Origin of the sequence: Ensifer sp. Root423, assembly GCF_001426275.1 — a bacterium.
In the GTDB taxonomy this organism is placed as follows: domain Bacteria; phylum Pseudomonadota; class Alphaproteobacteria; order Rhizobiales; family Rhizobiaceae; genus Ensifer; species Ensifer adhaerens.
In genome coordinates this window covers 76,192-99,868 of the sequence record NZ_LMEG01000047.1, presented here as the reverse complement: position 1 = coordinate 99,868, position 23,677 = coordinate 76,192, and the positions used below count along the sequence as shown (strand labels likewise).

Annotated in this window: 22 protein-coding genes; 6 read left to right on the top strand and 16 right to left on the bottom strand. The window is 63.6% G+C overall.

All coding sequences use genetic code 11. The features are described 5' to 3' along the window. Positions 1-19: 19 nt before the first annotated feature. The 3 genes from ASD01_RS33615 to ASD01_RS33605 all read right to left on the bottom strand — a co-directional run bounded on the left by ASD01_RS33615 (position 20) and on the right by ASD01_RS33605 (position 2,395). A complete protein-coding gene (locus ASD01_RS33615; protein WP_034787278.1) occupies positions 20-715 on the bottom strand; it encodes a GNAT family N-acetyltransferase in 696 nt (231 codons plus the stop codon). Positions 716-835: 120 nt separating this feature from the next. Next, positions 836-1,549, bottom strand: a complete 714-nt coding sequence (locus ASD01_RS33610) for a tellurite resistance TerB family protein (protein ID WP_034786977.1) — start codon at positions 1,547-1,549, stop codon at positions 836-838. 207 nt (positions 1,550-1,756) lie between these two features. Further along, complete coding sequence (locus tag ASD01_RS33605) at positions 1,757-2,395, bottom strand: 2-dehydro-3-deoxy-phosphogluconate aldolase (protein WP_034786978.1); 639 nt, start codon at positions 2,393-2,395, stop codon at positions 1,757-1,759. A gap of 200 nt (positions 2,396-2,595) precedes the next feature. On the opposite strand from ASD01_RS33605, the gene ASD01_RS33600 reads away from it, so the two are divergent. The 3 genes from ASD01_RS33600 to trhO all read left to right on the top strand — a co-directional run bounded on the left by ASD01_RS33600 (position 2,596) and on the right by trhO (position 5,040). After that, positions 2,596-3,069, top strand: a complete 474-nt coding sequence (locus tag ASD01_RS33600) for a CYTH domain-containing protein (protein WP_034786982.1) — start codon at positions 2,596-2,598, stop codon at positions 3,067-3,069. After that, positions 3,066-3,974, top strand: a complete 909-nt coding sequence (locus tag ASD01_RS33595; protein WP_034786985.1) for a CHAD domain-containing protein — start codon at positions 3,066-3,068, stop codon at positions 3,972-3,974. The genes ASD01_RS33600 and ASD01_RS33595 overlap by 4 nt, the downstream gene beginning before the upstream one ends. A gap of 109 nt (positions 3,975-4,083) precedes the next feature. Next, positions 4,084-5,040, top strand: a complete 957-nt coding sequence (gene trhO, locus ASD01_RS33590; protein ID WP_034786988.1) for an oxygen-dependent tRNA uridine(34) hydroxylase TrhO — start codon at positions 4,084-4,086, stop codon at positions 5,038-5,040. Between the two features lie 263 nt (positions 5,041-5,303). Here the strand turns inward: trhO and ASD01_RS33585 are convergent, their stop codons facing one another. From ASD01_RS33585 to ASD01_RS33570, 4 genes are all read right to left on the bottom strand, one after another. Continuing rightward, positions 5,304-5,711, bottom strand: coding sequence for a GFA family protein (locus ASD01_RS33585; RefSeq protein WP_034786992.1), 408 nt, complete (start codon positions 5,709-5,711; stop codon positions 5,304-5,306). 113 nt (positions 5,712-5,824) lie between these two features. Beyond that, positions 5,825-6,601, bottom strand: coding sequence for a MetQ/NlpA family ABC transporter substrate-binding protein (locus tag ASD01_RS33580; RefSeq protein WP_034786995.1), 777 nt, complete (start codon positions 6,599-6,601; stop codon positions 5,825-5,827). Positions 6,602-6,637: 36 nt separating this feature from the next. After that, positions 6,638-7,303, bottom strand: a complete 666-nt coding sequence (locus ASD01_RS33575) for a methionine ABC transporter permease (RefSeq protein WP_034786999.1) — start codon at positions 7,301-7,303, stop codon at positions 6,638-6,640. Continuing rightward, a complete protein-coding gene (locus ASD01_RS33570) occupies positions 7,293-8,375 on the bottom strand; it encodes a methionine ABC transporter ATP-binding protein (RefSeq protein ID WP_034787001.1) in 1,083 nt (360 codons plus the stop codon). Before ASD01_RS33570 ends, ASD01_RS33575 begins: the two co-directional genes overlap by 11 nt. A 414-nt stretch (positions 8,376-8,789) precedes the next feature. Here ASD01_RS33570 and ASD01_RS33565 point away from each other — a divergent pair, with 414 nt between their 5' ends. Next, positions 8,790-9,662 carry an NAD-dependent epimerase/dehydratase family protein gene (locus ASD01_RS33565; protein WP_034787004.1) on the top strand — a complete coding sequence of 291 codons (873 nt, stop codon included), beginning with the start codon at positions 8,790-8,792 and terminating at the stop codon, positions 9,660-9,662. 54 nt (positions 9,663-9,716) lie between these two features. Here ASD01_RS33565 and ASD01_RS33560 read toward each other — a convergent pair whose 3' ends face one another. The 4 genes from ASD01_RS33560 to xylA all read right to left on the bottom strand — a co-directional run bounded on the left by ASD01_RS33560 (position 9,717) and on the right by xylA (position 15,362). Then, positions 9,717-11,084 carry a GH1 family beta-glucosidase gene (locus ASD01_RS33560; protein WP_034787007.1) on the bottom strand — a complete coding sequence of 456 codons (1,368 nt, stop codon included), beginning with the start codon at positions 11,082-11,084 and terminating at the stop codon, positions 9,717-9,719. A gap of 146 nt (positions 11,085-11,230) precedes the next feature. Further along, positions 11,231-12,412, bottom strand: coding sequence for a Gfo/Idh/MocA family protein (locus tag ASD01_RS33555; protein WP_034787011.1), 1,182 nt, complete (start codon positions 12,410-12,412; stop codon positions 11,231-11,233). 260 nt (positions 12,413-12,672) lie between these two features. Further along, positions 12,673-13,725, bottom strand: coding sequence for a sugar phosphate isomerase/epimerase family protein (locus ASD01_RS33550; RefSeq protein WP_034787015.1), 1,053 nt, complete (start codon positions 13,723-13,725; stop codon positions 12,673-12,675). A 326-nt stretch (positions 13,726-14,051) separates the two neighbouring features. Next, entirely contained in the window at positions 14,052-15,362 is a 1,311-nt protein-coding gene (gene xylA, locus ASD01_RS33545; protein WP_034787018.1) for a xylose isomerase, read from the bottom strand. 142 nt (positions 15,363-15,504) lie between these two features. On the opposite strand from xylA, the gene ASD01_RS33540 reads away from it, so the two are divergent. Then, a complete protein-coding gene (locus ASD01_RS33540) occupies positions 15,505-15,867 on the top strand; it encodes a nuclear transport factor 2 family protein (RefSeq protein ID WP_034787281.1) in 363 nt (120 codons plus the stop codon). 35 nt (positions 15,868-15,902) lie between these two features. On the opposite strand, the gene xylB is transcribed toward ASD01_RS33540, so the two are convergent. From xylB to ASD01_RS33515, 5 genes are all read right to left on the bottom strand, one after another. Beyond that, entirely contained in the window at positions 15,903-17,357 is a 1,455-nt protein-coding gene (gene xylB / locus ASD01_RS33535; RefSeq protein ID WP_034787284.1) for a xylulokinase, read from the bottom strand. Between the two features lie 50 nt (positions 17,358-17,407). After that, positions 17,408-18,445 carry a LacI family DNA-binding transcriptional regulator gene (locus ASD01_RS33530; protein WP_034787022.1) on the bottom strand — a complete coding sequence of 346 codons (1,038 nt, stop codon included), beginning with the start codon at positions 18,443-18,445 and terminating at the stop codon, positions 17,408-17,410. A 145-nt stretch (positions 18,446-18,590) separates the two neighbouring features. Then, entirely contained in the window at positions 18,591-19,706 is a 1,116-nt protein-coding gene (locus ASD01_RS33525) for a metallophosphoesterase (protein WP_060530583.1), read from the bottom strand. Between the two features lie 89 nt (positions 19,707-19,795). Then, the gene (locus ASD01_RS33520; RefSeq protein WP_090427252.1) at positions 19,796-21,385 is read right to left on the bottom strand and encodes a DHA2 family efflux MFS transporter permease subunit; all 1,590 of its coding nucleotides are present in this window, start codon (positions 21,383-21,385) and stop codon (positions 19,796-19,798) included. Positions 21,386-21,533: 148 nt separating this feature from the next. Beyond that, the gene (locus ASD01_RS33515; protein ID WP_034787034.1) at positions 21,534-22,745 is read right to left on the bottom strand and encodes an HlyD family secretion protein; all 1,212 of its coding nucleotides are present in this window, start codon (positions 22,743-22,745) and stop codon (positions 21,534-21,536) included. 191 nt (positions 22,746-22,936) lie between these two features. Here ASD01_RS33515 and ASD01_RS33510 point away from each other — a divergent pair, with 191 nt between their 5' ends. Next, a complete protein-coding gene (locus ASD01_RS33510; protein WP_226020723.1) occupies positions 22,937-23,608 on the top strand; it encodes a TetR/AcrR family transcriptional regulator in 672 nt (223 codons plus the stop codon). Positions 23,609-23,677: the final 69 nt, after the last annotated feature.

Genomic DNA, 23,677 nt, shown 5'->3' with positions numbered 1-23,677 from the left:
CGGCTTAAGCAGCCAGCGCCTATTTCGACGCCTGCAGCTCCAGATCCGAGCGTATATCTTCAAGCCGCCGCTTCTGGCGACCGTCTTCATCGAAATTATCAGCTGCAAGCCAGGTTTCGAATGCGGCATTGAGCAGCGGCCATTCGCTGTCGATCATCGAAAACCAGGCCGTATCACGGTTGCCGCCCTTGGATATCATGTGCTGGCGGAAGATGCCCTCGAAGGTAAACCCGAGCCGGGCGGCGGTCTTGCGGCTCGCCATGTTCTCGCTATGGCATTTCCACTCGTAGCGGCGATAGCCGAGATCCTCGAAGGCGTGCTTCGCCATCAGGTAATGCACTTCGGTCGAGAGCGGCGAGCGGGCCATGGCGGCGCCGTGTGCCACGGAGCCGACTTCGACGACGCCGTTGGCGGGATCGGCACGCATGTAATTGGCCATGCCGACGACGATGCCGGTCGCCTTGTCGCGGAAGACCTCTGTAACCCAGCCGGATTTCTCCTGCGCCGCCGTCAGCCAGGCATCGAAAGCGTCGATATCCCTAAAATCCGGCTGCGTGAAGTATTTGAGCAGCGGGTTGATCGCCATACCGCCGAGGCCTTCCCAGAGGTCCTGCAGATGCCGGTCGCGCTCATAGGCCTCGAGCTTGACGAAACGCCCTTCGAGCGCGACGCCCTTCGGCGCCGGGCACCCTTTCCAGTTCTTCAGATCCTGCATCGGCCGCTCCTCCTTCATCCCTGCCCTTCGGCATAGGCCAGAGTGGCGGCCGACACAAATTCAAACTGGTGATGAACCCTGTTCGAACCGGTGATGAAACCATGCCCCCCGAACGGTATCCTACGCGGTGGCCGGCACCTTGGCGGCCGAGACCGTCGCCTCGATGTGATCGACGAGCGCGTCGGGAAGTCCGAGGCGTCCGGCGAGCAGGTCGAGATAGCCGCGCTCCGCACGGGTTTCCGGCTCGATCGTCAGGCGCGACGCGGTGTAGATCTCCACGCGCTCCTCTTCGGTCTTTGCCGCGCCGACGATCGCGTCGATATCGACCGGGTTGGCAAGCTCGCCTTCGAGGAAGGCCGCGGCATCGGCCGAAAGGCCCGAGACCGACAACTTGTCCATAATGTGCTGGCGCTCGGCCTCGTCGATATGGCCGTCGGCACGCGAAGCGGCGATCATTGCGCGCACGAGAGTCAGCGCAAAATCATGGCTGACGGCTTCCGGAGCAGAGGCGAAGCCGGAATCGGCCGGCGGCGGCAGAAGTTCCGGCTCGCCCTTGGCAACCGTTGCACCGCCCGGCGTATTGCCGGCCTGATAATTCTTGTAGGCTTGGTAGCCGAGACCGGCGATCGCCGCGAGACCGCCAAGCACGGCGGCGTTGCCGGCCAGCTGACGACCCGACTTGGTGCCGAGCAGAACAGCGGCAATGGCGCCGCTCGCCAGTGGATTGTCCTTGGCAAGCTGCGTCGCCTGGGTCGCGCGATCGCGCACCGTGCCGCCGGCACCGGGCACCTGCGATCCCAGAAACTGATCCAGCAATTTCTTCGCGTCGAACATCGGGTTTCGCTCCTTGTCGGTTCCGGGCGGTTGAAGGCGAGCTCAAGGGTGCGCCGCCCGCGCGCCCGTCGCTGAATGGATTGAGACATAGGAACGTTGCAGGGAAAATACAAATTCGCGCCAGAGGCGAGCGACGCCGTACAGCCAAAGAAAAAGGCCGGGCTCTCCACCCGGCCTTTCAAAAAAACGGAAGGCGTTGCTTGCCGCTCAGCCCTTGAGCACGAAGGCTTCTGCCGCAAGCTTGGTGATGCCGGCCCAGTCGCCCTTGGCAACCAGTTCCTTCGGCGCAACCCAGGAGCCGCCGACACAAACGACGTTGGGCAGCGTCAGATAGTCGCGCGCATTGGCAAGGGAAATGCCGCCCGTCGGGCAGAAGAGCGTGCCGGCAAGCGGCGAGGACAGCGACTTGAGGTAGGCGGCGCCGCCGGCCTGCTCGGCCGGGAAGAACTTCATGACGTCGTAGCCTTCTTCACGCAGACCCATGACTTCGCTCGCCGTCGCCGCACCCGGCAAAAGCGGCACCTCGTGGTCGTTGGCCACATCGATCAGTTCCTGCGTCGTGCCGGGGCTGACGATGAACTTCGAGCCGGCTTCGACCGCGGCTTCGAACTGGGCGGCGTTGAGGATCGTACCGGCGCCGGCAACAGCGCCTTCGACTTCGTTGGCAACGGCGCGGATCGCTTCGAGTGCGGCCGGCGTGCGCAACGTGATCTCGATCGCCTTCAACCCGCCGGCAACGAGCGCGCGCGCCAGGGGAACGGCGGTCGCCACGTCGTCGATCACCAGCACCGGAACAACCGGCGCCAGTTTGAGGGTTGAAAGAAGCCTGTCGGATTTCGCGCTCATGCCGATCGTCCTTTTTAAAACGATTGAATATGCCCTCCGCATACTCCCCCGGCCACCGGTTGTCGAGACCCAAGGCGGCGGGAGCGCGGCTTTCGCATGTAAGGCAACGGTAATATGCAACTTGCGACAAAGAGATGACTTGAGCCTTTGCGTGAAAGCGATAGGTTGAAACTGCGGGCCCCCGAAATGGCGGATTTTCCATGGCGAAGGAAATAGAGCGCAAGTTTCTCGTCGCTTCCGATGGATGGCGAGAGCGTGCGGACAAGGGCATTGACCTCAGGCAGGCCTATGTCGTGACCATGGACGACCGCTCGCTGCGCGTGCGCATCCACGGCGACAAATGGGCGCGGCTGACCATCAAGATCGGCAAGTCGGCACTGGTCAGAAACGAATACGAGTACGACCTGCCGATGGACGATGCCCGCGAGATGCTGACCCAGGCGGTCGGGATCGTCATCGAGAAGAGGCGCTACCGGGTGCCGCACAAGGGGTTCACCTGGGAAGTCGACGTCTATGGAGGCGCGCTCAAAGGCCTCGTCGTTGCGGAAGTCGAGATGAAGCGCGAGACCGACATGCCGGCGCTGCCCGATTGGGTCGGGCAGGAAATCACGGGCGATCGCCGCTACTCCAACCAGTCCCTCGCCACAGAAGGACTGACGGAACCGCAACCATGACTTACGCCTTCGAACCTGGACGGCCTTTTTCCGAAGACTTCCGCACGATCGCCGCCGAACAGCTCACACAGGCGGTGATGAAGCTCGAGGATCGGCCTGACGGGGTGCACGAGGCGATCCACGACGCCCGCAAGAACTTCAAGCGCCTGCGCTCGCTGTACCGTCTCGTCGCAGCGGACGTGCCGCTTTTTCAGAAGCACGAAAATGCGCGCATCCGCGACATGGCCCGCAACCTCTCAACCGTTCGGGACGCGGCCGCACTGGTCGAGAACGCCCATTACCTCAAGGCAGCCGCTTGCAACGAGGAGGAAGAACGGGCGCTCGCCCATGTCTGCGAGCGGCTGACGACACGCCGGGACCGCATCACGGCAAGCGCGACCGATATCGAGGACCGCGTGGCAGCCACCATCGTGCGCTGCGAGCAGGCACTGCAGGCCCTCAGCCAAGTGACATTCGACGATCGACGCCGCAAGACCGCAGACCGGCTGACGAAGGGATGGCGGCGCACTCTGAGGCGGGCCAAGCGCGCCCGGCAGGCATGCAGCGAGACTTCGGAAGCCCCGGCGTTCCACGAGCTGCGAAAGCGGGCGCAGGACTACCGCATGCATCTCGGCTTGATGCACGCGGTCTGGCCTTCCGCCCTGCAGGCCAAGCGCGCCGAGGCTAAAGCGCTGGTCGACACGCTCGGGCACCTCAACGATCTCGCGGTCATGACCCAGTTGATCAACGAGGATCCGGGGCTTGCCGGTAACAGTCAGGATCAGGCCCACCTCATCGCGGCCGTCATCGACCGACAGGGAAGCTTGCGCAAGCACGCTCTTGATCTCGCCGCCGAGGTCTTCCAGGAGGAACCGGACGACGAAAGCCGAACGATCCGGTTGCTCTGGCTCGACGCCGCGCGCTGATGTTTCGGCGAAATTTCGGCGGGCGGACCGACTGTCCGCGCCGCGACAGAGTGCCCCTGGGCCCCGCCGCGATTGCGCTTGCGGCGCGAAAGCTGTATTTGCACGGGCCATGACCGACATTTTCACGACCCCGCGCTCTGAGCCCCATGGTGAGACGCATGGCAAGTTTCTGGTGGCCGCGCTCTATCATTTCGCACGCTTCCCGCGTTTCTCCGATTTTCGCGAACCGCTGCAGGCCGTCTGCGACGAAAACGGCGTCAAGGGAACGCTGCTTCTGGCGCATGAAGGCATCAACGGCACGATCGCCGGCACGGATGCCGGCATCGCCGCGGTGCTCTCGTTCCTGCGCGCGCAGCCCGAATTCGGCGCACTGGAGCACAAGGAAAGCCGTGCATCGTCCATGCCGTTCCTGCGCATGAAGGTGCGGTTGAAGAAGGAAATCGTCACCATGGGCGTCGAGGATATCGACCCCAACAAGATCGTCGGCACCTATGTCGATCCGAAGGATTGGAATGCACTGATCTCCGATCCCGAGACGATCGTCATCGATACGCGCAACGACTACGAAACCGCCATCGGCATCTTCAAGGGTGCGGTCGATCCGAACACCAAAACTTTCCGCGAATTTCCCGATTGGGTGCACAACAACACCGGCCTGCACAACAAGCCGAAGATCGCCATGTACTGCACCGGTGGCATCCGCTGCGAGAAGGCGACCGCCTTCATGAAGGAGCAGGGCTTTGATGAGGTGTACCACCTCAAGGGCGGCATCCTGAAATATCTCGAGGAAGTGCCCCAGGAAGAAAGCCTCTGGGAAGGCGCCTGCTTCGTCTTCGACGATCGCGTCTCCGTCACCCATGGCCTCGAGGAAGGCGAGCACACGCTCTGCCACGCCTGCCGCCAGCCGCTGACCAAGGCGGACCTGGCTTCACCGCACCACGAGGACGGCGTCTCCTGCATCCATTGCCACGAGGTCCGCACCGACGAGGACCGCGAACGCTACCGCCAGCGCCAGCGGCAGATCGAACTTGCCAAGAAGCGCGGCGAGCGCCACCTCGGTAGCTGACATACGCTTGGGCATCCGCCCTTCGCTTGTGCGAGCGGGAAGCGCCCCTCATCCGCCTGCCGGCACCTTCTCCCCGCAGCGGGGCGAAGGGACTTGCGGCACCGCCCCGGCCGACAACGCTAACTCCAGCTTACGGCTGCGACTTGCACGCAGTTCCCCGGGTACCGAGAGCTCCGTTCCGCGGCGCCCCAGCGTGGCACGTCCCCTCGCCCCGCTTGCGGGGAGAGGGTTAGGGTGAGCGGCGGTTTCACTCGCGAACGCAGTCAGCCCGGCAACGCCTCGCATTCCTCAAGTGCCAACGCACTGCGGTCCCATTCATGGCGGCTGCGGGTGAAAATGGCGTCTGTCGGTCGAAATACCGACGGGTCGTCGAGCGTGCCGGCATAGATCGACACACGCGGATCGTCCGGCGGGCCGGAGCCATAAACCTGGCTGCCGCAGGTTTCGCAAAAATAGCGGATCGAAGGATTGCCGTTTTCAGCGCGCGTCTCGTAACCGCGGCCGGTTCCCGACATCGTCACATCGGCCCGCTCGAAGATCATGTAACAGCAATGACCGGTGCCTGTCGTGCGCTGGCAATCGCGGCAATGGCAGAAACCGGAAAAGAGCGGCTCACGGTTCAGCTCATACCGGATTGCACCGCAGAGACATCCGCCTTTCAAGACGCTCATGGTTCGTCCTCCTCGAAGTGCCAGGAGGATAGCCAAGCAAGCCATGCGGTCAAAGAAAAACCGCGCGCCGCAAGTTGCAGCGCGCGGTCCATGTTTCTCTTTACCAGAGACGCTTACCAGCTCGGGATCAGCGCGCCCTTGAAGGTGTCGTTGATGAAGGCCTTCACCTTTTCGTCGTGGTAGGATTCGACCAGGGTCTTCACCCACGGAGCATCCTTGTCGGCCTTGCGCACGGCAATCACGTTGGCGTAGGGCGACTTCTCGCCTTCGATCGCGATCGCGTCCTTCTTCGGGTGCAGGCCGGCCTCCATCGCGTAGTTGGTGTTGATGACGGCGGCATCGACGTCCTGCAGCGAGCGCGGCAGCTGGGCAGCGTCGAGCTCGGCAAACGTGATGTTCTTCGGGTTCTCGGTGATGTCGGCCGGCGTGACCTTGAGGCCGACCTCTTCCTTGACCTTGATCAGGCCCTTCGACGCCAGAACCAGCAGCGCGCGGCCGCCATTGGTCGGGTCGTTCGGGATGGCGATCGTGGCGCCGTCCTTGAGCTCGTCGAGGCTCTTCACCTTCTGCGAATAGACGCCCATCGGGGTGGTGATGGTGGTGCCGACGCTGACGATGTCGAAACCACGATCGGCGATCTGGTTGTCGAGATAGGGCTGGTGCTGGAACGAGTTGGCGTTGAGGTCGCCGTCAGCCAGAGCCTGGTTCGGGACGACATAGTCGGAGAATTCGAGGATCTCGATATCGAGGCCCTTGGGAGCTGCGATTTCCTTCACCTTCTCCATGATCTGGGCGTGTTCGCCCGGCGTGACGCCGACCTTGATGGTTTCGGCGAGTGCCGTGCCGGCGGAAAGAGCGGCAATCGCTGCCGCGATGATAAGCTTCTTCATGGTCGTCTCCTTGTTCACGTTCAGTCTTGGGAGGAATCAGGTCTTGCGGTTTTTCTTGTCGAAACGCCGCGCCAGCCCGTCGCCGGCGCTCTGGACGAGCTGCACCAGCACGATCAGCACGATGACGACGACGAGCATCACGTCGGGCATGAAGCGCTGGTAGCCGTAGCGGATGCCGAGGTCGCCGAGCCCGCCGCCGCCGACGGCACCGACCATCGCCGAATAGCCGATGAGGCTGACGGCGGTCATGGTGAGCGCCAGGGTCAGCGCGGGCCGCGCTTCGGCGAGCAGCACCTTGAAGACGATCTGCATCGGGGTCGCGCCCATGGCGCGCGCCGCCTCGATCAGGCCCTTGTCGATCTCGCGGATCGCCGCTTCCACCAGGCGTGCGACAAAGGGAATGGTGGCAATCGTCAAGGGCACAATCGCAGCCTTCGTACCGATGGAGGTGCCGGTGAGCAGTCGGGTAAACGGAATGATGGCGACGACGAGGATGATGAACGGCGTCGAGCGCGTGGCGTTGACGATCAGCCCGATGATGCGGTTGAGCGTCGGCGCCGGGAAGAGTTCACCTTTGCCGCTGGTGGCGAGGAAGATGCCGATTGGCCCGCCGATCAGCGAGCCGATCAGGCCGGCGATGGCGACCATGTAAATCGTGTCGACCGTGGCCCCGCCGATGCGCAGGAGAATATCAGGCGACATAACCGAGCACCTCCGTGACCAGACCGTTTTCGACAAAGAAGCGTTCGGCGCGGCCGGACGTCTCGGCATCCGCGCCATAGGCGACGACCAGCGAGCCATAGGGCGCGCCGCCGATCTCGTCGATCGTGCCGGCGATGATGTTGACCTCGGCGCCGACAGACTTGATCAGCTGCGAGATCAGCGGCTTCTCGGCCGCAGCCCCGAAGAAGGTGAGCCGCACGACGGCGCGATCGCCGGCCGCGGGTGCAGGCTTCAGGGCGCGGGCGACCGCGTCTGGAAGCTTCGAACCCGGCAGCCCCGAGAGCAGCGCCCGCGTCGTCTCGTGCTTCGGATGGGTGAAGACGTCGAAGGTGTGGCCACGCTCGACGATGCGGCCATGATCGATGACGGCGACGTCTGAGGTCACCGCCTTCACCACTTCCATCTCGTGAGTGATGAGCAGCACCGTCAGGCCGAGATCGGCATTGATGCGCTTCAAAAGCTCCAGGATCGACTGGGTCGTTTCCGGATCGAGCGCCGAGGTCGCCTCGTCGGAGAGCAGGAGCTTCGGCTCGGTCGCAAGCGCCCGGGCGATGCCGATGCGCTGTTTCTGGCCGCCTGAAAGTTCGGCCGGATAGCGCCCGTGCTTATCGGCGAGACCGACGAGATCGAGCAGCGGCCGAACGCGCTGTTCGATCGCGCGCTTGTCCATGCCGGATATTTCGAGCGGCAGCGCGACGTTTCCGAACACGGTGCGCGAGGACAGCAGGTTGAAGTGCTGGAAGATCATGCCGACGGAGCGGCGAAGGCTGCGCAGCGCCGCCTCGTCGAGCCCGCCGACATCGACGCCGTCAACCAGCACCTTGCCGCCCGTCGGCTTTTCGAGCCCGTTGACCAGTCGGATCAGCGTCGACTTGCCAGCGCCGGAGCGGCCGATGATGCCGGTGATCGAACCACGGTCGACGGTCAGCGAGACCTTGTCGAGCGCAGTGAAGGCGCCGCTGGTGCCGGACGCGGGGAAATGCTTGGAAACGCCGTCGAAGACGACGGCCGCGTCAGCCGATGGCGCGGCGTTTTGGGCGGAAACGCTCATCGTTCGGAATTCCCCGAATGAGGCGCAGTCGGAATGTGCGGGTACATAAGTGCTCTCGGATGTTCAAAACTCATGATCCCGGGCCTGGCCGGGATGGAACGCGCGTCTGGTCAGGCCGACATTCGACAACGCATTCGGAACAGGGAGCACTTCTCTAACATCAAGCAACCAGTCAGTTCAACTTTGCTGCCGCATGGCCCGCATGCGACATAATCTACGGGTCTTATGGAGAATTGCCACGCCCTTTCACAGGCATGATTTTTCCGAATTTGCCAAGCAACGGCAAAACCATGCTCTTTTGCTTCGCAACGCGCCGTCATCCCGCAAATCGCCATCTTGGAAATCCTTGCTCGGGCGGACTGTGTCCGACCGCATTTCATGCTAACGGGCAGGAACAGGATTATGAGGTGAGAAATGCGCATCGTCTTGACCGGAAGTTCCGGCCGCATCGGCAGAGCGATCTACAACGCGCTCGCCGCCGCCGACCATGACGTCATCGGCATCGATCGCGCGCCCTTCGGCACGACGGCCGTCGTCGGCGATCTCGTCGATGGCGAACTGCTGGAGCGCGCGATGGAAGGGACGGACGCCGTCATCCATACGGCGGCCCTGCACGCGCCACATGTAGACGCCGTCGCCGACCAGGAGTTCGAGCGCGTCAATGTGATGGGCACCCATCTGGTGATTGCCGCAGCCCAGGCCGCCGGCGTCGGCCGCATCGTCTTTACCAGCACGACGGCACTTTATGGTCACGCGGTCACGGAAGGCGGCTGCGCCTGGATCACCGAGGAGACGCCGCCGAAGCCGCACACCATCTACCACCACACCAAGCTTGCGGCCGAAGCTCTGCTCGAAAACGCGGCGGATCGTGCTTTGCATGTGCGGGTGCTGCGCATGTCGCGCTGTTTCCCGGAGGTCGCCGATCGTATCGCAAGCTACCGCCTGCACCGCGGCATCGATGCGCGCGACGTGGCTGCCGCGCATGTGGCAGCACTCGACAATGGCGGCCCGGCTTTTCAGCGCTACATCATCTCGGGCGAAACGCCGTTCCTTCCAACGGATTGCCGCCGGCTGGCGGAGGATGCCGCAGGGCTCCTGCGTGAGCGTGCGCCAAAACTGTCGCAGGCCTTTGCCGATCGCGACTGGCCGCTGCCCGCGACCATCGACCGGGTGTATGACCCGAGTGCTGCGATCGAAAAGCTCGACTGGAAGCCGCGCTACGGTTTCAAGGAAGTGCTGGCCCAGCTCGACCGGCAGAGCCTGGAAGTCCTGCCGGTCCGGCGGTGAATTGACCGAGCCGCACGGAAGCGTTGCGGGCGGGTGAGCCCGCCCGCTTGAGCGTCAGATGTGGTTGCCCTTCGGGAACTGTTCGGCCAGAGCCTGGTACCACTCACCGCTCTTCTTGATGGTGCGGACCTGGGTGTCGTAGTCGACATGGACGATGCCGAAACGCATCTTGTAACCTTCGGCCCATTCGAAATTGTCCATCAGGCTCCAGGCGAAATAGCCGCGCATCGGATAACCCTCGGCGATCAGATCCGCCGTCACCGACAAGTGGTCGGCGATATAGTCGAGCCGCGGCTGGTCGTCGACAATGCCGTTCTCGACGCCCATGTTGTAGCAGGCGCCGTTCTCGGTGATGTAGCAGTCGGGCAGCTGGTAGGTCGCGTTCAGCGTCTTGACCAGGCTGCCTAGCGCCGGAGCGTAAACCTCCCAACCGATATCCGTCTTTGTCTGGCTCACCGGCTTGGCATTGATGGTTGCCGGATATTCTGCGCCCTTGGCCGGATCGGCACTGACCCGCATCGGCGTGTAGTAGTTGAGCCCCCACCAGTCGAGCGGCCGGGAGATCGTCTCCATGTCGCCGTCTTCGATCGCGGGCATGCGATGGCCGAGCGCACTCATGAAGCTTTCGGGGTACTCCCCCTTGAAGATCGGGCCGAAGAAGACGCCATTGTGGAAGTCGAAGGCGCGATCGGCGGCTTTCCTGTCGGCCGCGCTGTCGCTGCCCGGGTAGACCGAATGCGCATTGATGACGATGCCCGTAGGCAAGTTCGGCCGCTCGGAGCGGATGGCGTCGACGCCGAGCCCGTGCGCCAGATTGGTAAAGTGCAGCGCATGCAGGGCTGCGTCCATGTTGCGCTCGCCCGGCGCATGGATGCCATAGAGGTGGCTGAGCCACACCGAGCACCAGGGCTCGTTGAAGGTCGCGACCGCATCGAGCCGGTCGCCGAGGCGAGCGATCACGGTCTTGGCGTAGCGCTGGAAGGCATAGGCCGTCGTGCGCGCCGTCCAGCCGCCATCGCCCATCAGCGCCAGCGGCAGGTCCCAATGGTAAAGCGTGGCGAAGGCCTTTATGTTACGCGCCTTCAGGCCGTCGACGAGGCGGTCGTAGAAATCGAGACCCTTTTCGTTGATCGGGCCGGTGCCTTCAGGAATGATCCGCGGCCAGGCAACGGAAAACCGATAGGCATCGACGCCGAGGCTTTTGATCAGGTCCAGATCCTCGTCGAGCCTATTGTAGTGATCGCAGGCGACATCGCCGTTGTGACGCCCGAAGACACGGCCCGGCATGTTCGAAAAGGCATCCCAGATCGACGGCTTGCGCCCGTCAGCTTTGGTCGCGCCTTCGATCTGGAAGGAGGCGGTCGCCACCCCGAATACGAAATCGCCCGGGAAGCGCTCTGCCAGGATCTTGGGATCGGTCATCTCTTTGTCTCGTCTCGTTCCGGCCCCGCTGCCAGCGGGACCTTGGTTTTCGGTTTGTAGCGGGCCGACCTAAATCCATGCCGGCAAATGTCAACTCGCGAAAAAGGGCGGGAAAGCCCCGCCCTTCCGCCGGTATTGGCCTGCGGTTATACCTTTACCCACGCCCCATTTCGTTTGGATGACTGTACGCAGGCGTCGACGAAGACCATGCCCTTCATGCCATCGTCGATGGTCGGGTAAGTGACGGCCGGATCGATCTTCTCGCCCTTGCGCTTGGCAAAGATGGCGCGCGCCGCCTCCGTGTAGATGTTGGCGAAGCCTTCCAGGTAACCTTCCGGATGGCCCGACGGAATACGGCTGACGCGGTTTGCGGCCGCACCCGCCCCGGCGCCGGCGCGAGTGAGCAGGCGCTTCGGCTCACCGAACGGCGTGTACCAGAGATAGTTCGGGTCCTTCTGCGTCCATTCAAGCCCGCCCTTGGTGCCGTAGACGCGCACCATAAGGCCGTTCTCGTGGCCGGGCGCCACCTGGCTGCACCAGAGCAGCCCCTTGGCGCGCTCGCCGTCCTTCGCCTTGAAGCGCATCATCACATGGGCATTGTCGTCGAGCTGGCGGCCGTCAACGAAGCTGTCGAGATCGGCAGCGAGTTCTTCGAGTTCGAGGCCGGAGACGAAGGCGCCGAGATTATAGGCGTGCGTGCCGATATCACCCGTCGAGCCGCCGGCACCCGAGCGCGCCGGATCGGTGCGCCAGGCCGCCTGCTTCTGGCCCGACTGCTCGATGTTTTCGGTGAGCCAGTCTTGCGGGTACTCCATCTGCACCAGCCGCACCGCACCGATCTCGCCATTGGCGACCATCTCGCGCGCCTGCCGTACCATCGGATAGCCGGTGTAATTGTGCGTCAGCACGAACAGCGCATCGCTCTCGTCCGCCGCTTTCTTCAGCTTCTTCGCGTCGCCAAGCGTCGAAGTCAGCGGCTTGTCGCAGATCACGTGGATGCCGCGCTTCAGGAATTCCTTGGCCGCAGCGTAGTGCACATGGTTTGGCGTGACGATCGCCACCGCCTCGATGCCATCCTTCAGCTTCGCTTCGCGGATCGCCATCTGCTTGAAGTCGGAATAGACACGCGACGGATCGAGCCCGAGCTCTCGGCCTGAGCTTTCCGCCTTTTCCGGCGTCGACGACAGCGCGCCGGCCACCAGCTCATAGTGATCGTCGATACGGGCTGCGATGCGATGCACCGCGCCGATGAATGCGCCGGAGCCGCCGCCCACCATGCCGAGCCGGATGCGACGCTCGCGCTTCTCGCTCGTTCCTTCGATTGCCATGATCTTCTCCCCTGTTCGTTCCGTGTTGTTTGTTCGTTTCCTGGCGCAAGGGATGCCCCTCATTCGCCCGCCGGCACCTTCTCCCCGCACGCGGGGAGAAGGGCTCATGCCGCACCCGCTTGCGAAACCGCAGCAACAGCAGCCACGATAACCCGTGGTCAGCGGCAATCCACGTCCCCTCTCCCCGCCTGCGGGAAGAGGGCCAGTCCTCGGGTTAACCCGAGGAGACCGGGCAGTCGCACCCTCAGGTCCTACCTGCCTCAGATCCCCAGCATGCGCCGGTTGGCCGCCTCGTCCGTGCCAGCCCCGGCAAAGTCGTCGAACGCCTTCTCGGTCACGCGGATGATGTGATGCTTGACGAAATCGGCACCCTCGCGTGCCCCATCCTCTGGATGTTTCAGCGCGCATTCCCACTCGACCACCGCCCAGCCGGCGAAATCGTTGGCGGCCATCTTCGAGAACACCGCACCGAAATCCACCTGGCCGTCGCCGGGCGAGCGGAAGCGGCCGGCGCGGTTGACCCAACCCTGGTAGCCGCCGTAGACGCCCTGGCGCCCGGTCGGGTTGAACTCCGCGTCCTTGACGTGGAACATGCGGATGCGGTCCTTGTAGATGTCGATATTGTCGAGATAGTCGAGGCACTGCAGCACGTAGTGCGAAGGGTCGTAGAGCATGCAGGCGCGGGCATGGTTGCCGGTGCGCTCCAGGAACATCTCGTAGGTGATGCCGTCGTGCAGATCCTCGCCCGGATGGATCTCGTAGCAGACGTCGACGCCACAATCCTCGGCATGGTCGAGGATCGGCTTCCAGCGCTTCGCCAGTTCATCGAAGGCGGTCTCGACGAGACCGGCCGGCCGCTGCGGCCAGGGATAGACGAAAGGCCAGGCGAGCGCGCCGGAGAAGCTTGCCATGGCGTTGAGGCCGAGGTTCTTCGAGGCCGTCAGCGCCAGCTTCACCTGTTCCACCGCCCAGGCCTGGCGTGCTTTGGGATTGCCGCGCACCTCGGGTGCTGCAAACCCCTCGAAGGCTTCATCATAGGCCGGATGCACGGCGACGAGCTGACCCTGCAGATGGGTCGAAAGCTCGGTTACCTCGACGCCATTGTCGCGTGCCGTGCCGGCGAACTCGTCGCAATAGGCTTTCGAGGTCGCCGCCTTTTTCAGATCGATCAGCCGCGCGTCCCAGCTCGGCACCTGCACGCCCTTGTAGCCGCAATCGGCCGCCCATTTGGTGATCGCATCCCAGGAATTGAACGGCGCGGCATCGCCGGCGAATTGCGCAAGAAAGAGCCCTGGCCCCTTGATGGTCTTCATGCTGATTTTCCTCCCGATGGAACGGCCGAAATTGGTGTTGGCCTTGTCCTGACAGCCGGCATGAAAGGCGATTGCACGCCTTTGTTTTCTCCCAGAACTGCCGGATCTGAAACGTTGCAGGCGCCGAAGCTAGCAGATTTTCAGCGAGGGGCAACAGCGCACGACCGGATTCCGAAAAGTTTTGTAATCGATTTCATTGCACACGGCATTAGACCAGCCACGGCACGCCCTCGCTGCAGAAATCCGCGACATCAACGATCGCCTCCCGTGCGCGTCGACGAAGAGAAAGGGCGCTTTCGAGGCGCCCTTTCGATATCCATCTCCGCTCAGACGTAGCGGTTGACGACGTTTTCGAGCAGCTCCTGCTTGCCGGACTTCGGCTGCGGGTTGAGGTCCGACTTCAGCACCCAGGCCTCGATCTCTTCCAGCGAGAAGCCGCCGTCGAGCATCTTCTTGGCTTCCGGCACCTGCCAGCCGGCATAGCGGCCTTCGAGCGGTGCGGAGAGCGCCTTGTCCTCGATCATTTTTGCCGCTGCCTTCAGGCCACGCGCGCAGCAATCCATGCCGCCGATATGGCCGATCAGCAGGTCCTCCGGATCGATCGACTGGCGACGCAGCTTGGCGTCGAAGTTCGTGCCGCCGGTCGCAAAGCCGCCGCCGGCAAGAACCTGGTAATAGGCGAGCGCCATTTCCGGCACGTTGTTCGGGAACTGGTCGGTATCCCAGCCGGACTGGTAGTCGTTGCGGTTCATGTCGATCGAGCCGAAGATGCCGAGCGCGTTGGCAAGCGCCAGCTCGTGCTCGAAGGAGTGGCCGGCGAGGATCGCATGGCCCTGCTCGATGTTGACCTTCACCTCGTTTTCCAGGCCGTAGTTCTTGAGGAAGCCGTAGACCGTCGCGACGTCGTAGTCGTACTGGTGCTTGGTCGGTTCCTGCGGCTTCGGCTCGATCAGGATCGCGCCCTTGAAGCCGATCTTGTGCTTGTACTCGACGACGAGGTTGACGAAACGGCCGAGCTGGTCGAGCTCGCGCTTCATGTCGGTATTGAGCAGCGTCTCGTAGCCTTCACGACCGCCCCAGAGTACGTAGTTCTGGCCGCCGAGGCGCTTGGTGGCGTCAAGGCAGGTTTTCACCGTCGCGGCTGCGAACGCGAAGACGTCCGGATCCGGATTGGTCGCCGCACCCGACATGTAGCGCCGGTTGGAGAAGAGGTTCGCCGTGCCCCACAGCAGGTTGACACCGGTCTCGGCCTGCTTCTTTTCGAAGTAGTCGACAATCTCGTTGAGGTTCTTCGTGTTCTCGACGAAGCTTTTGCCTTCCGGGCGCACGTCGGCATCGTGGAAGCAATAGAACGGGACGCCGAGCAGGTCGAAGAATTCGAAGGCGACGTCGGCCTTCAGCTTGGCCGCAGCCATGTCGTCCTTGAACCAGGGACGTTCGAAGGTCTGTCCGCCGAAGGGGTCGCCGCCCGGCCAGACGAAGGTGTGCCAGTAGGCAACCGCGAAGCGCAGGTGATCTTCCATGCGCTTGCCGAGCACGACCTCGTCCTTGTTGTAATGGCGGAAGGCGAGCGGGTTGGCGCTATCCGGTCCTTCATATTTGATCTTGGCGATATCGCCGAAAAAGCCAGTGCTCACGGGTCTTGCTCCTCTTTCAAGAGTGGTGTCGGCCGGCGTCGCCCATGCGATAGGCGCGGCCATTACGTGGAAGGTAATTGGTTTCATTCCCTCGTCCGGCGATACCGGAAGCATCGAAACGCCAAACGAAAGGAACACTTCGATGCACGACTTCAACGCCATCGCCAGAGCCTACATCGCCGCCTGGAACACGACCGACGCCGCAAGCCGCGCCGGCCAGATCGAGAAGGCCTTCACCGCCGACGTCGCCTATCGCGACCCGATCATGCAGGGCGACGGCCATGCCGGCATGGATGCGCTCATTGCCGGCGTGCACGGACAGTTCCCCGGCTTCCGCTTCACGCTGAAGGGTGCCGCCGACGGTTACGCCGACACGATCCGCTTTTCCTGGGCACTCGGTCCGGACGGCGTTCCCTCTGTCATCGAAGGCACCGATGTCTGCCAGATCGAAAATGGTCGGCTGAAGACGGTCACCGGTTTCCTCGACAAGGTTCCGGTCCGCTGAGCACGAGGCGGCGGATCGAGACAGGGGGCGCCGCATCACGACACGGCGCCCTTGATCGCCGGATAGAGCCGGCGGTAGCGCTGGTAGCTCGCCTCATAGGCCGAAACCAGCGACGCCTCCGGCGCAATGGTCTCGGCCGTCTGTGGGGCGTAGCAGGTGACAACGGGATGGGCACCGGTCGCGGCGATCAGGCCGAGGCGGGCCGCCCCGAAGGCAGCGCCGAAATCGCCGTCGGCGGGCAGGTCGACCGGCAGGTTGAGCGCCGTAGCGATCGATTTGAGCCAGTAGCGCGAGCGCGAACCCCCACCGATCGCCGTCACCCGAGAAAGCGTCGTGCCGGCGGCGCGCAAGGCTTCCAGGCTGTCGCGAATGGCGAAGGACACGCCCTCCATCACCGCCTGGGTCAGCACCACCCGGCCGCTCTCATGGCCAAGCCCGACAAAGGCGCCACGGATCGCCGCGTCATTGTGCGGCGTGCGCTCGCCCGACAGATAGGGAAGGAACGTGACGCCCGAAGGCGCCTTCAGATGATCGCCGAGTTCGGCGCTCAGGTCGGCAGCACTGCGGCCGGCGATGCCGGAGTACCAGTTCAACGCATCGGTCGCAGACAGGATCACGCCCATCTGGTGCCAGGTATTCGGCAGCGCGTGGCAGAAGGCATGCACGGCGCTTTCCGGGTTGGGCAAGTAGCTCGCATTCGCCGCGAAGAGAACACCCGAGGTACCGAGCGAGACGAAGGCATTGCCCTCGCCGACCGTGCCCATGCCACAGGCAGAAGCCGCATTGTCGCCTGCACCGCCGGCAACCACGACGTCACCGGAAATGCCCCAGCGCGCGGCCAGTTCCGAACGCAGCTTCCCGGCCGCATCGGTTCCCTCGACCAGACTCGGCATCTGCTTTTCGTCCATGTCGGTGGCGGCAAGCAGGCTTTCCGACCACTGCCGCTTGCCAGTGTCGAGCCAGGCAGTGCCGGCGCTGTCGGACATTTCCGACATGTGCTCGCCGGTCAGCCACAGGCGCAGATAATCCTTCGGCAGCAGCACCCAGCGCACCTTGGCGAAGATGTCGGGCTCGTTGGCCCGCACCCAGGCAAGCTTCGGTGCGGTGAAGCCGGGGAAGACGATGTTGCCGGTGATGGCGCGGAACTGCGGGTCCGCATCGAGCGCTGCCGCCTCTCGGAAGCTGCGGGTGTCGTTCCAGAGGATGCAGGGCCGAAGCACCCGGTCGTCGGCATCAAGCAGCGTCGCACCGTGCATCTGGCCGGAAAGGCCGATACCGCGCACCGCCGAAAGCTCCGCCGGGTGTGCCGCCTTCAGCCCGGCAATTGCCTCTTCGGTGGCGCGCACCCAATCGGCCGGGTCCTGTTCCGACCAGCCGGGATGCGGCCGCGAGACGTCGAGCGCGCCGGAGGCCGAACCGACGATGCGCTGGCCGCCATCGATCAACATTGCCTTGACGCCCGAAGTGCCGAGATCCAGTCCGAGATACATGCTTGCCTCCATTGAGCAATTCTTCGAAAGAACTGCGTAAATTCAAAGCGCTACGCCGGATCGACCGGCAGGTTGTCCTTCAGGAAAATTTCGATGCGGATGCGCTCCTGCGCCCCGATCACCGAAAGGCCGTCGGCGCGGGCCTTCAGCACCCGGATGGCGCTGCGCACCTCATGGCCGCCGTCCTGATTGAGGAGAGCGTCGAGCGTGCCGGAAAGAAGTGCCGCGCGGCTGTGCGGCGTCAGTTCATGGGCGATGGCGCAGACAGCCTTTTCGCGACCGGCCTTTTCCAGTGCCGCGATCAGGCCACGATTGCCGGCGCCGAGACTGTAGATGCCGGCAAGCTCCGGTTGATCGGCGAGAAGGTTGGAGACGAGGCGATCGACCTCGGCCGGATCGTCATGGCCTTCGACGACGGGCAGCAGCCGGCGGCCAGGCGCACTTTCTGCCATGGCCGCGCCAAAACCTTCGAGACGGTCGCGATGGTCGCGCACCAGCATCGAGCCGGCTACGATCGCCACCGGGCCGTTTCGGCCACCGAGGAAACGTCCCATCAGGGTGCCGGCGGTCCGGCCGGCGGCAACGTTGTCGACACCGGCGAAATGATCGCGCGACGATCCCGGCAGGTCGGAAACCAACGTCACGACGGCGACGCCGTCTTCACGCAGCGCATCTACCGCACTGACGACCTCGGGCGCATCGATCGCAACGACCGCGACGCCGGCCGGGTCAAGCGCCCGCGCTTTATGAAGGGCTGCAGCCAACGCTTCCGGGTCGAAGGCCGGCACGGAAAAGACCGTGATCGCCGTGCGCTCGACTGCCGAGCGCGCCTTCGCCGCCTCCACCTCGGCCGCAAGGCCGCGCATGAAGGTGTTGTCGCCCTCCGGCAGGATGAAGACCAGCGGGTAGATCCGGCTCTTGGCGAGGTTGGCGGCGGCGACGTCGCGCACATAGCCGAGCGCTTCGATGGCGCGCTCGACCTTGTCGCGGGTGACACCACGCACGCCCGGCCGGTTGTTCAGAACCCGGTCGACGGTCGCGAGGCTGACCCCGGCTCTAGCAGCGATATCGTGAACTGTCGGGCGCATGTTTTCCTCCGGGTTCTGCCTTTAGAGGAATTTCTGATGTACGTAAATCAAAAATCCGCAAGACGTGAAAAACGGAGCGCCGCACGGCTGTCCGGAGACAGGGGATTCGACACCTTAAATATTTGATTCAGATAGAGTTTTCGACCTAGGAAAGGCGCTTGCTGAAGGTATCGGTAAAGACAACCTCGCCATGGCTCTGTCCAGCCTCCGCCAGCGCCACGTCCATGAAGCCATCGGTAACGCGCACGACGCCAAAGCCGCCCATGTAAGCGGCCTTCGGCTTGATGAGATCGAGCCCGCCCTGCCGGTAGATCATTGCGGTTTCGTGCTGATGCCCGTGGAACAGGCCTATGACGTTGCTGCCTTTGACGGTGTCGAGCAGCGCCTGGCGCTGAGGGATGCTCCACCAATGCGGAGCGCCGTCGCCTTCGTCGTCGAAAGTCCTGGCCTTCGCATCCCAGACCTCCGTCGAAAAGGCGTCCCAGCCGTAGTGCTGGAAGAGGATCACCGGCCGGCCGTCGGCGGCATAGGACGCCAGATCCTGTTTCAGCCAGGGCAGCGCATTGACCGCACCCTTGGTCTCGTCGCCGCCGAAGCGCTGCAACTGCACCAGATGCAGCCCGCCCCAGTCCCAGGAATAGCAATCCGACAGCGGATCGTAGTTGGTGACCGGCACCGGAGGCTTGTAGAACACCGACTGGCGGTGGTTGAGCTCAACATAGTCGCGCAGTTCGCGGCGATACCAGTCGACATGCGGCGGGGGCCCATCCTGGTCGAGGTCGTGGTTGCCGAGGCCGACATAGACGGGCATGTGGACGTGGTCGGGTCCCGCCCCTTCCTGGTAGCGACTTGAAAATTGCTGCAACTGCCGCCCCTCGCGCGGCTGGCGCACCTGGCCGCCGCCGTCATCGGTGAGATCGCCGCCGAGCACCAGGCCGAGCGGCTTGCCGATCTCTCGCCCGGCGCTTGCAAGCCCGCTCGGCTTGCCGGCAACCGTCTCCGGCCAGCGCATGGCGTGCACGGCATTCAGCGCCGCGACGTGGCGCAGCAGATTTGCGTCCGTCTTGCCTTCGGCCGCGCAGTTGGGAGCAAGCCCTTCGATTGAAACGAGGCAGGCATGGATATCGTTGGAAAACAGGAATGTCGCGTCGATGGCCGGGACTGCGGCGCGGCTTCGGGAGGCAGCAAGCGCTGCCCCGAGACCGGCAAGGCCCGCAACGAATGATCGCCTGGATATGCCGTCAGAACCCGATCGCCGCATGCCGCTCCCCCTCTCACACTTGGGACAGAAGTGTGCCGCAAGGCTCGGCTCGCGTAAACCGAGAGTCGCGTCCTGCTTAAGAGGGGGAGCTAGTGACCGCCGCCGCTAGGGCCGACGCCCTCGGGCTTCTTGATCATCATGACGCCGAGGATCAGCGACAGGAACAGCACCGTCAGCAGCATGAAAATGTCGCCGAAGGACAGGATGATCGCCTGCTTCTGCGCCATGCCCGCAAGCTGCTTGATCGCGATCGTCGTGCCGTCGAGACCATGAGCGTTGAAGTTGGCGGCCATGTTGTTGAAGCGTTCCATGGCTTCCGGGTTACCCCACTGGATATGCTCGGCAAGGCGGGCATAGTGGAAGTCCTGGCGCTGGGTCAGGATCGTGTTGATAACCGCAAGCCCCACCGCGCCGCCGAGGTTACGGGTCAGGTTGAACAGGCCCGAGGCGCCGCGCATGCGCGCCGGCGGCATGGTGCCGAGCGCGATGTTGTTGATCGGCACCATGCACAGCATCAGCCCGACGCCGCGCAGGATCTGCGGGATGAACAGCTCGTAGAAGTCCCAGTCGGCCGTCAGGTGCCCCATGATCCAGGTGCCGCTGGCAAAGCTGGTGAAGCCGATCGTCATCAGCACGCGCGGATCGAGCTTACCCGAGAGAATACCCGCAACCGGCGCCGTGAAGAACATGGCGAGGCCCGAGACGAACATGGTCTCGCCGATCATCAGCGAGTCGTAGCCGCGGATACGGCCGAGATAGAGCGGATAGAGATAAGTGAGACCATAAAGGCCGATGCCCATGACGAAGGAGAACATCGAGCCGAAGGCGAAGTTTCGGTTGGCAAAGGCCCTGAGGTCGACGACCGGGAACTCCACCTTGAAGGCGCGGTAGAAGAACACGATGGCGGCAATCGCCGAAGCGACGGCACCGATGACAATGTGCTCGTCGTTGAACCAGTCGTTGGTGTTGCCCTCTTCCAGCACGTATTCGAGCGCGCCGAGGAAGATCGCCATCGAGGCGAGACCCCACCAGTCGAACTTCTTGAGCAGGCCAAGCTCCGGCTTGTCGAAGTCGATGAAGGTCCAGGTGAGCGTCGCAACGATGATGCCGGGAATGACGTTGACGAGGAACAGCCAGTGCCAGGAGAAGGCGTGGCTAAGATAGCCGCCGACCGTCGGACCGATGGTCGGGGCAAGCGTGGCGATCAGGCCGATGATCGGCGAGACGATGTTGCGCTTCGACGGCGGGAAGATGGTGAAGGCGGCCGCAAAGACCGACGGGATCATGCCGCCGCCGATGAAGCCCTGGATCGCGCGATAGACGATCATCTGGTCGATGTTCGTCGCGGTCGCGGCAAGCGCGCTTGCCGCGGTGAAGCCCGCCGCCGAAACCGAGAACAGCACACGCGTCGAGACGATGCGCGCCAGCGTGCCCGAGAGCGGGATCATGATGACTTCGGCAATGAGATAGGAGGTCTGCACCCAGCCGATCTCGTCGGAACCGGCCGAAAGGCCGGCCTGGATCTCGGCAAGCGAGGCCGAGACGATCTGGATGTCGAGGATGGCCATGAACATGCCGACGACCATGGCGAAGAAGGCGATCAGCCTCTTCGGGTCCATATGTTCCTCGACCTTCGGTGCGGCGGCCGCCACCGAGCCTGCTGTTGCCGTTGCGGCCATCTCAGCCACTCCTTGCATGGGCGCGCTTGGGCGCCAGCGTTCTGGACATGCGCGTTTCGCCGCGCCGGCGTTCCGGACTTCACCGCGCTCCGTAGCGCCGGGGTCTCGACAAAAGGCGCGCCCAAGGGCGCGCCGGCATTTCGTCCGCTTACTTGGTCGCGGCAACCTTGGTCTGATCCGGCGCTGTGCGCGTGTCGACGTCGACGACAACGCTCAAGCCCGCACGCAGGTGACCTTCAGCCAGCACGTCGGCCGGCAGGGTGATGCGCACCGGCACGCGCTGGATCACCTTGGTGAAGTTGCCGGTGGCGTTTTCCGCCGGCAGCAGCGAGAAGACCGAGCCGGAGGCCGGGGAGATCGAGGCGACAGTGCCTTCGATCGCATGATCCTCATAGGCGTCGACATGCACCTTCACCTTGGAGCCCGGCACCAGATGGGCGATCTGGGTCTCCTTGAAGTTGGCGTCGATATAGAGCTGGTCGACCGGAACCAGGGCGGCAAGCCGCTGGCCGGCCGACACGAGGTCGCCGACCTGCACCGCGACGTTGCCGACGATGCCGTCATAGGGCGCCTTCAGCACGGTGAAGCCGAGGTCGCGGTTGGCCTTGTCGCGCGCAAGCTCCAGCGAACGGATCTCGCTTTCGGCTTCCGTGCGCTGCGCTTCGAGAACGGTGATGCTGGCGTTGGCAGCGGCGATGTTGGCATCGGCACCGGCAAGGTTTGCCCGTGCCTGGTCGAGCGCCACATCGGCGTTATCGAGCGAAGCGACGGTGCCAACGGCCTTGGACTGGAGGTCGCTCGCGCGCTTCTGCGCGAGTTCGGCGCCGCGCACCGTCGCTTCGAGAGCCTTCTTCTGCGCTTCGGTCTGGGCAAGGCTCGCCTTGGCGCCGGCGATCTGCGCATCGAAGCGGCTGAGCGCAAGCTTCTGGGTGGCAATCTTCGCCTCGGCCTGCTCGGCGGCGATGCGGTAGTCGCCGTCATCGAGCGTGACCAGCGGGTCGCCGGCCTTCACCTTCTGGTTGGCGACGGCGTCGACCTTGGCGACATAACCGGAAACCTTCGGCGAAATCGTCGCGATGTCGCCTTCGATATAGGCGTCATCGGTCGAGATCATGAAGCGGCCATTGGTCCACCAGTCGTAGCCATACCAGGCACCAGCAGCCAGAAGCGCCAGGCCGAGTACGGGAAGGATGGGCTTGCGCGCCTTCTTCTGCGGCGCGGCGGCTTCCTTTGCCGGAGCCGGCGCGACCGCCTGCTCCGCAGCGGGCGCCTTCGCCTCAAGCGCGGTTTCCTGCTGCACTTCGAAAGTCTCGTCGACGGGACGGACGCGGGCAGCGCTGGACGTGTTGGATGCGGACATTGGGCACCGGCCTGGTTAAGGATTGCTGAACGAACTGAACCGTTCGGTTCGATTGGAACTTGACATAGGCCCTTTCTGGTCGCATATCAAGAGGAAATCGAACCGCGTGGTTCGATGACTTAAATTTAATATGAGCAGGGCGGAAACAAGCGACCATCATGAGCGAGGCAAAGAACGGAACCCAGGACGTCATGCAGCCGGCAGCCGGCATGGATGAGGATCTCTGTTCGGGTGGCGGCCGTCACGCCGCCGGCGAGGATCCAGCCAAGCGTGAACAGATCCTCGAAGGCGCGCGACGCGCGTTCCTGAGCCAAGGTTTCGATGCCGCCAGCATGAACGACATCACCCGCGAGGCGGGCGTCTCCAAGGGCACGCTCTACGTCTATTTCGAGAACAAGGAAGACTTGTTCAAGGCGCTGATCATCAAGGGCAAGACCCGGGTGGTCCAGACCGCCAAGCACGCGCTCAACGATCACGACGACGTCGAAGAATCACTCTACGATTTCGGCGTGACGCTGACGACGAGCATGACGGCGGAAGAGACGATCCGCTCCATGCGCATGGTGATCGGGGTGATCGACCGCATGCCGCATCTGGCCGAGCGCTTCTTCAGCGAAGCACCGGAGAACGGCTACACTGTGCTCAAGGCCTATCTCGACCGGCAGGTCCCGACCGGCGTGCTCGACATCGACAACACAGAAATGGCCGCCCGCCAGTTTATCGAGATGGCCCAAGCCGGCCTCTTCAAGCACCGGCTTTTCGGCGGCATGTGTTCGGCACCGCCGAAAGAACAGATCGAGGCGACGGTGACCGCCGCCGTCCGCGTCTTCATGTCCGCCTACGGTCCGAAGAAGAAGAAATAGGCGGACTGACGCCGAACCTCCTTCAGCCCTCCTGCGTTTCAATCGAGCAATTTCGATCAAGCGCGCCTT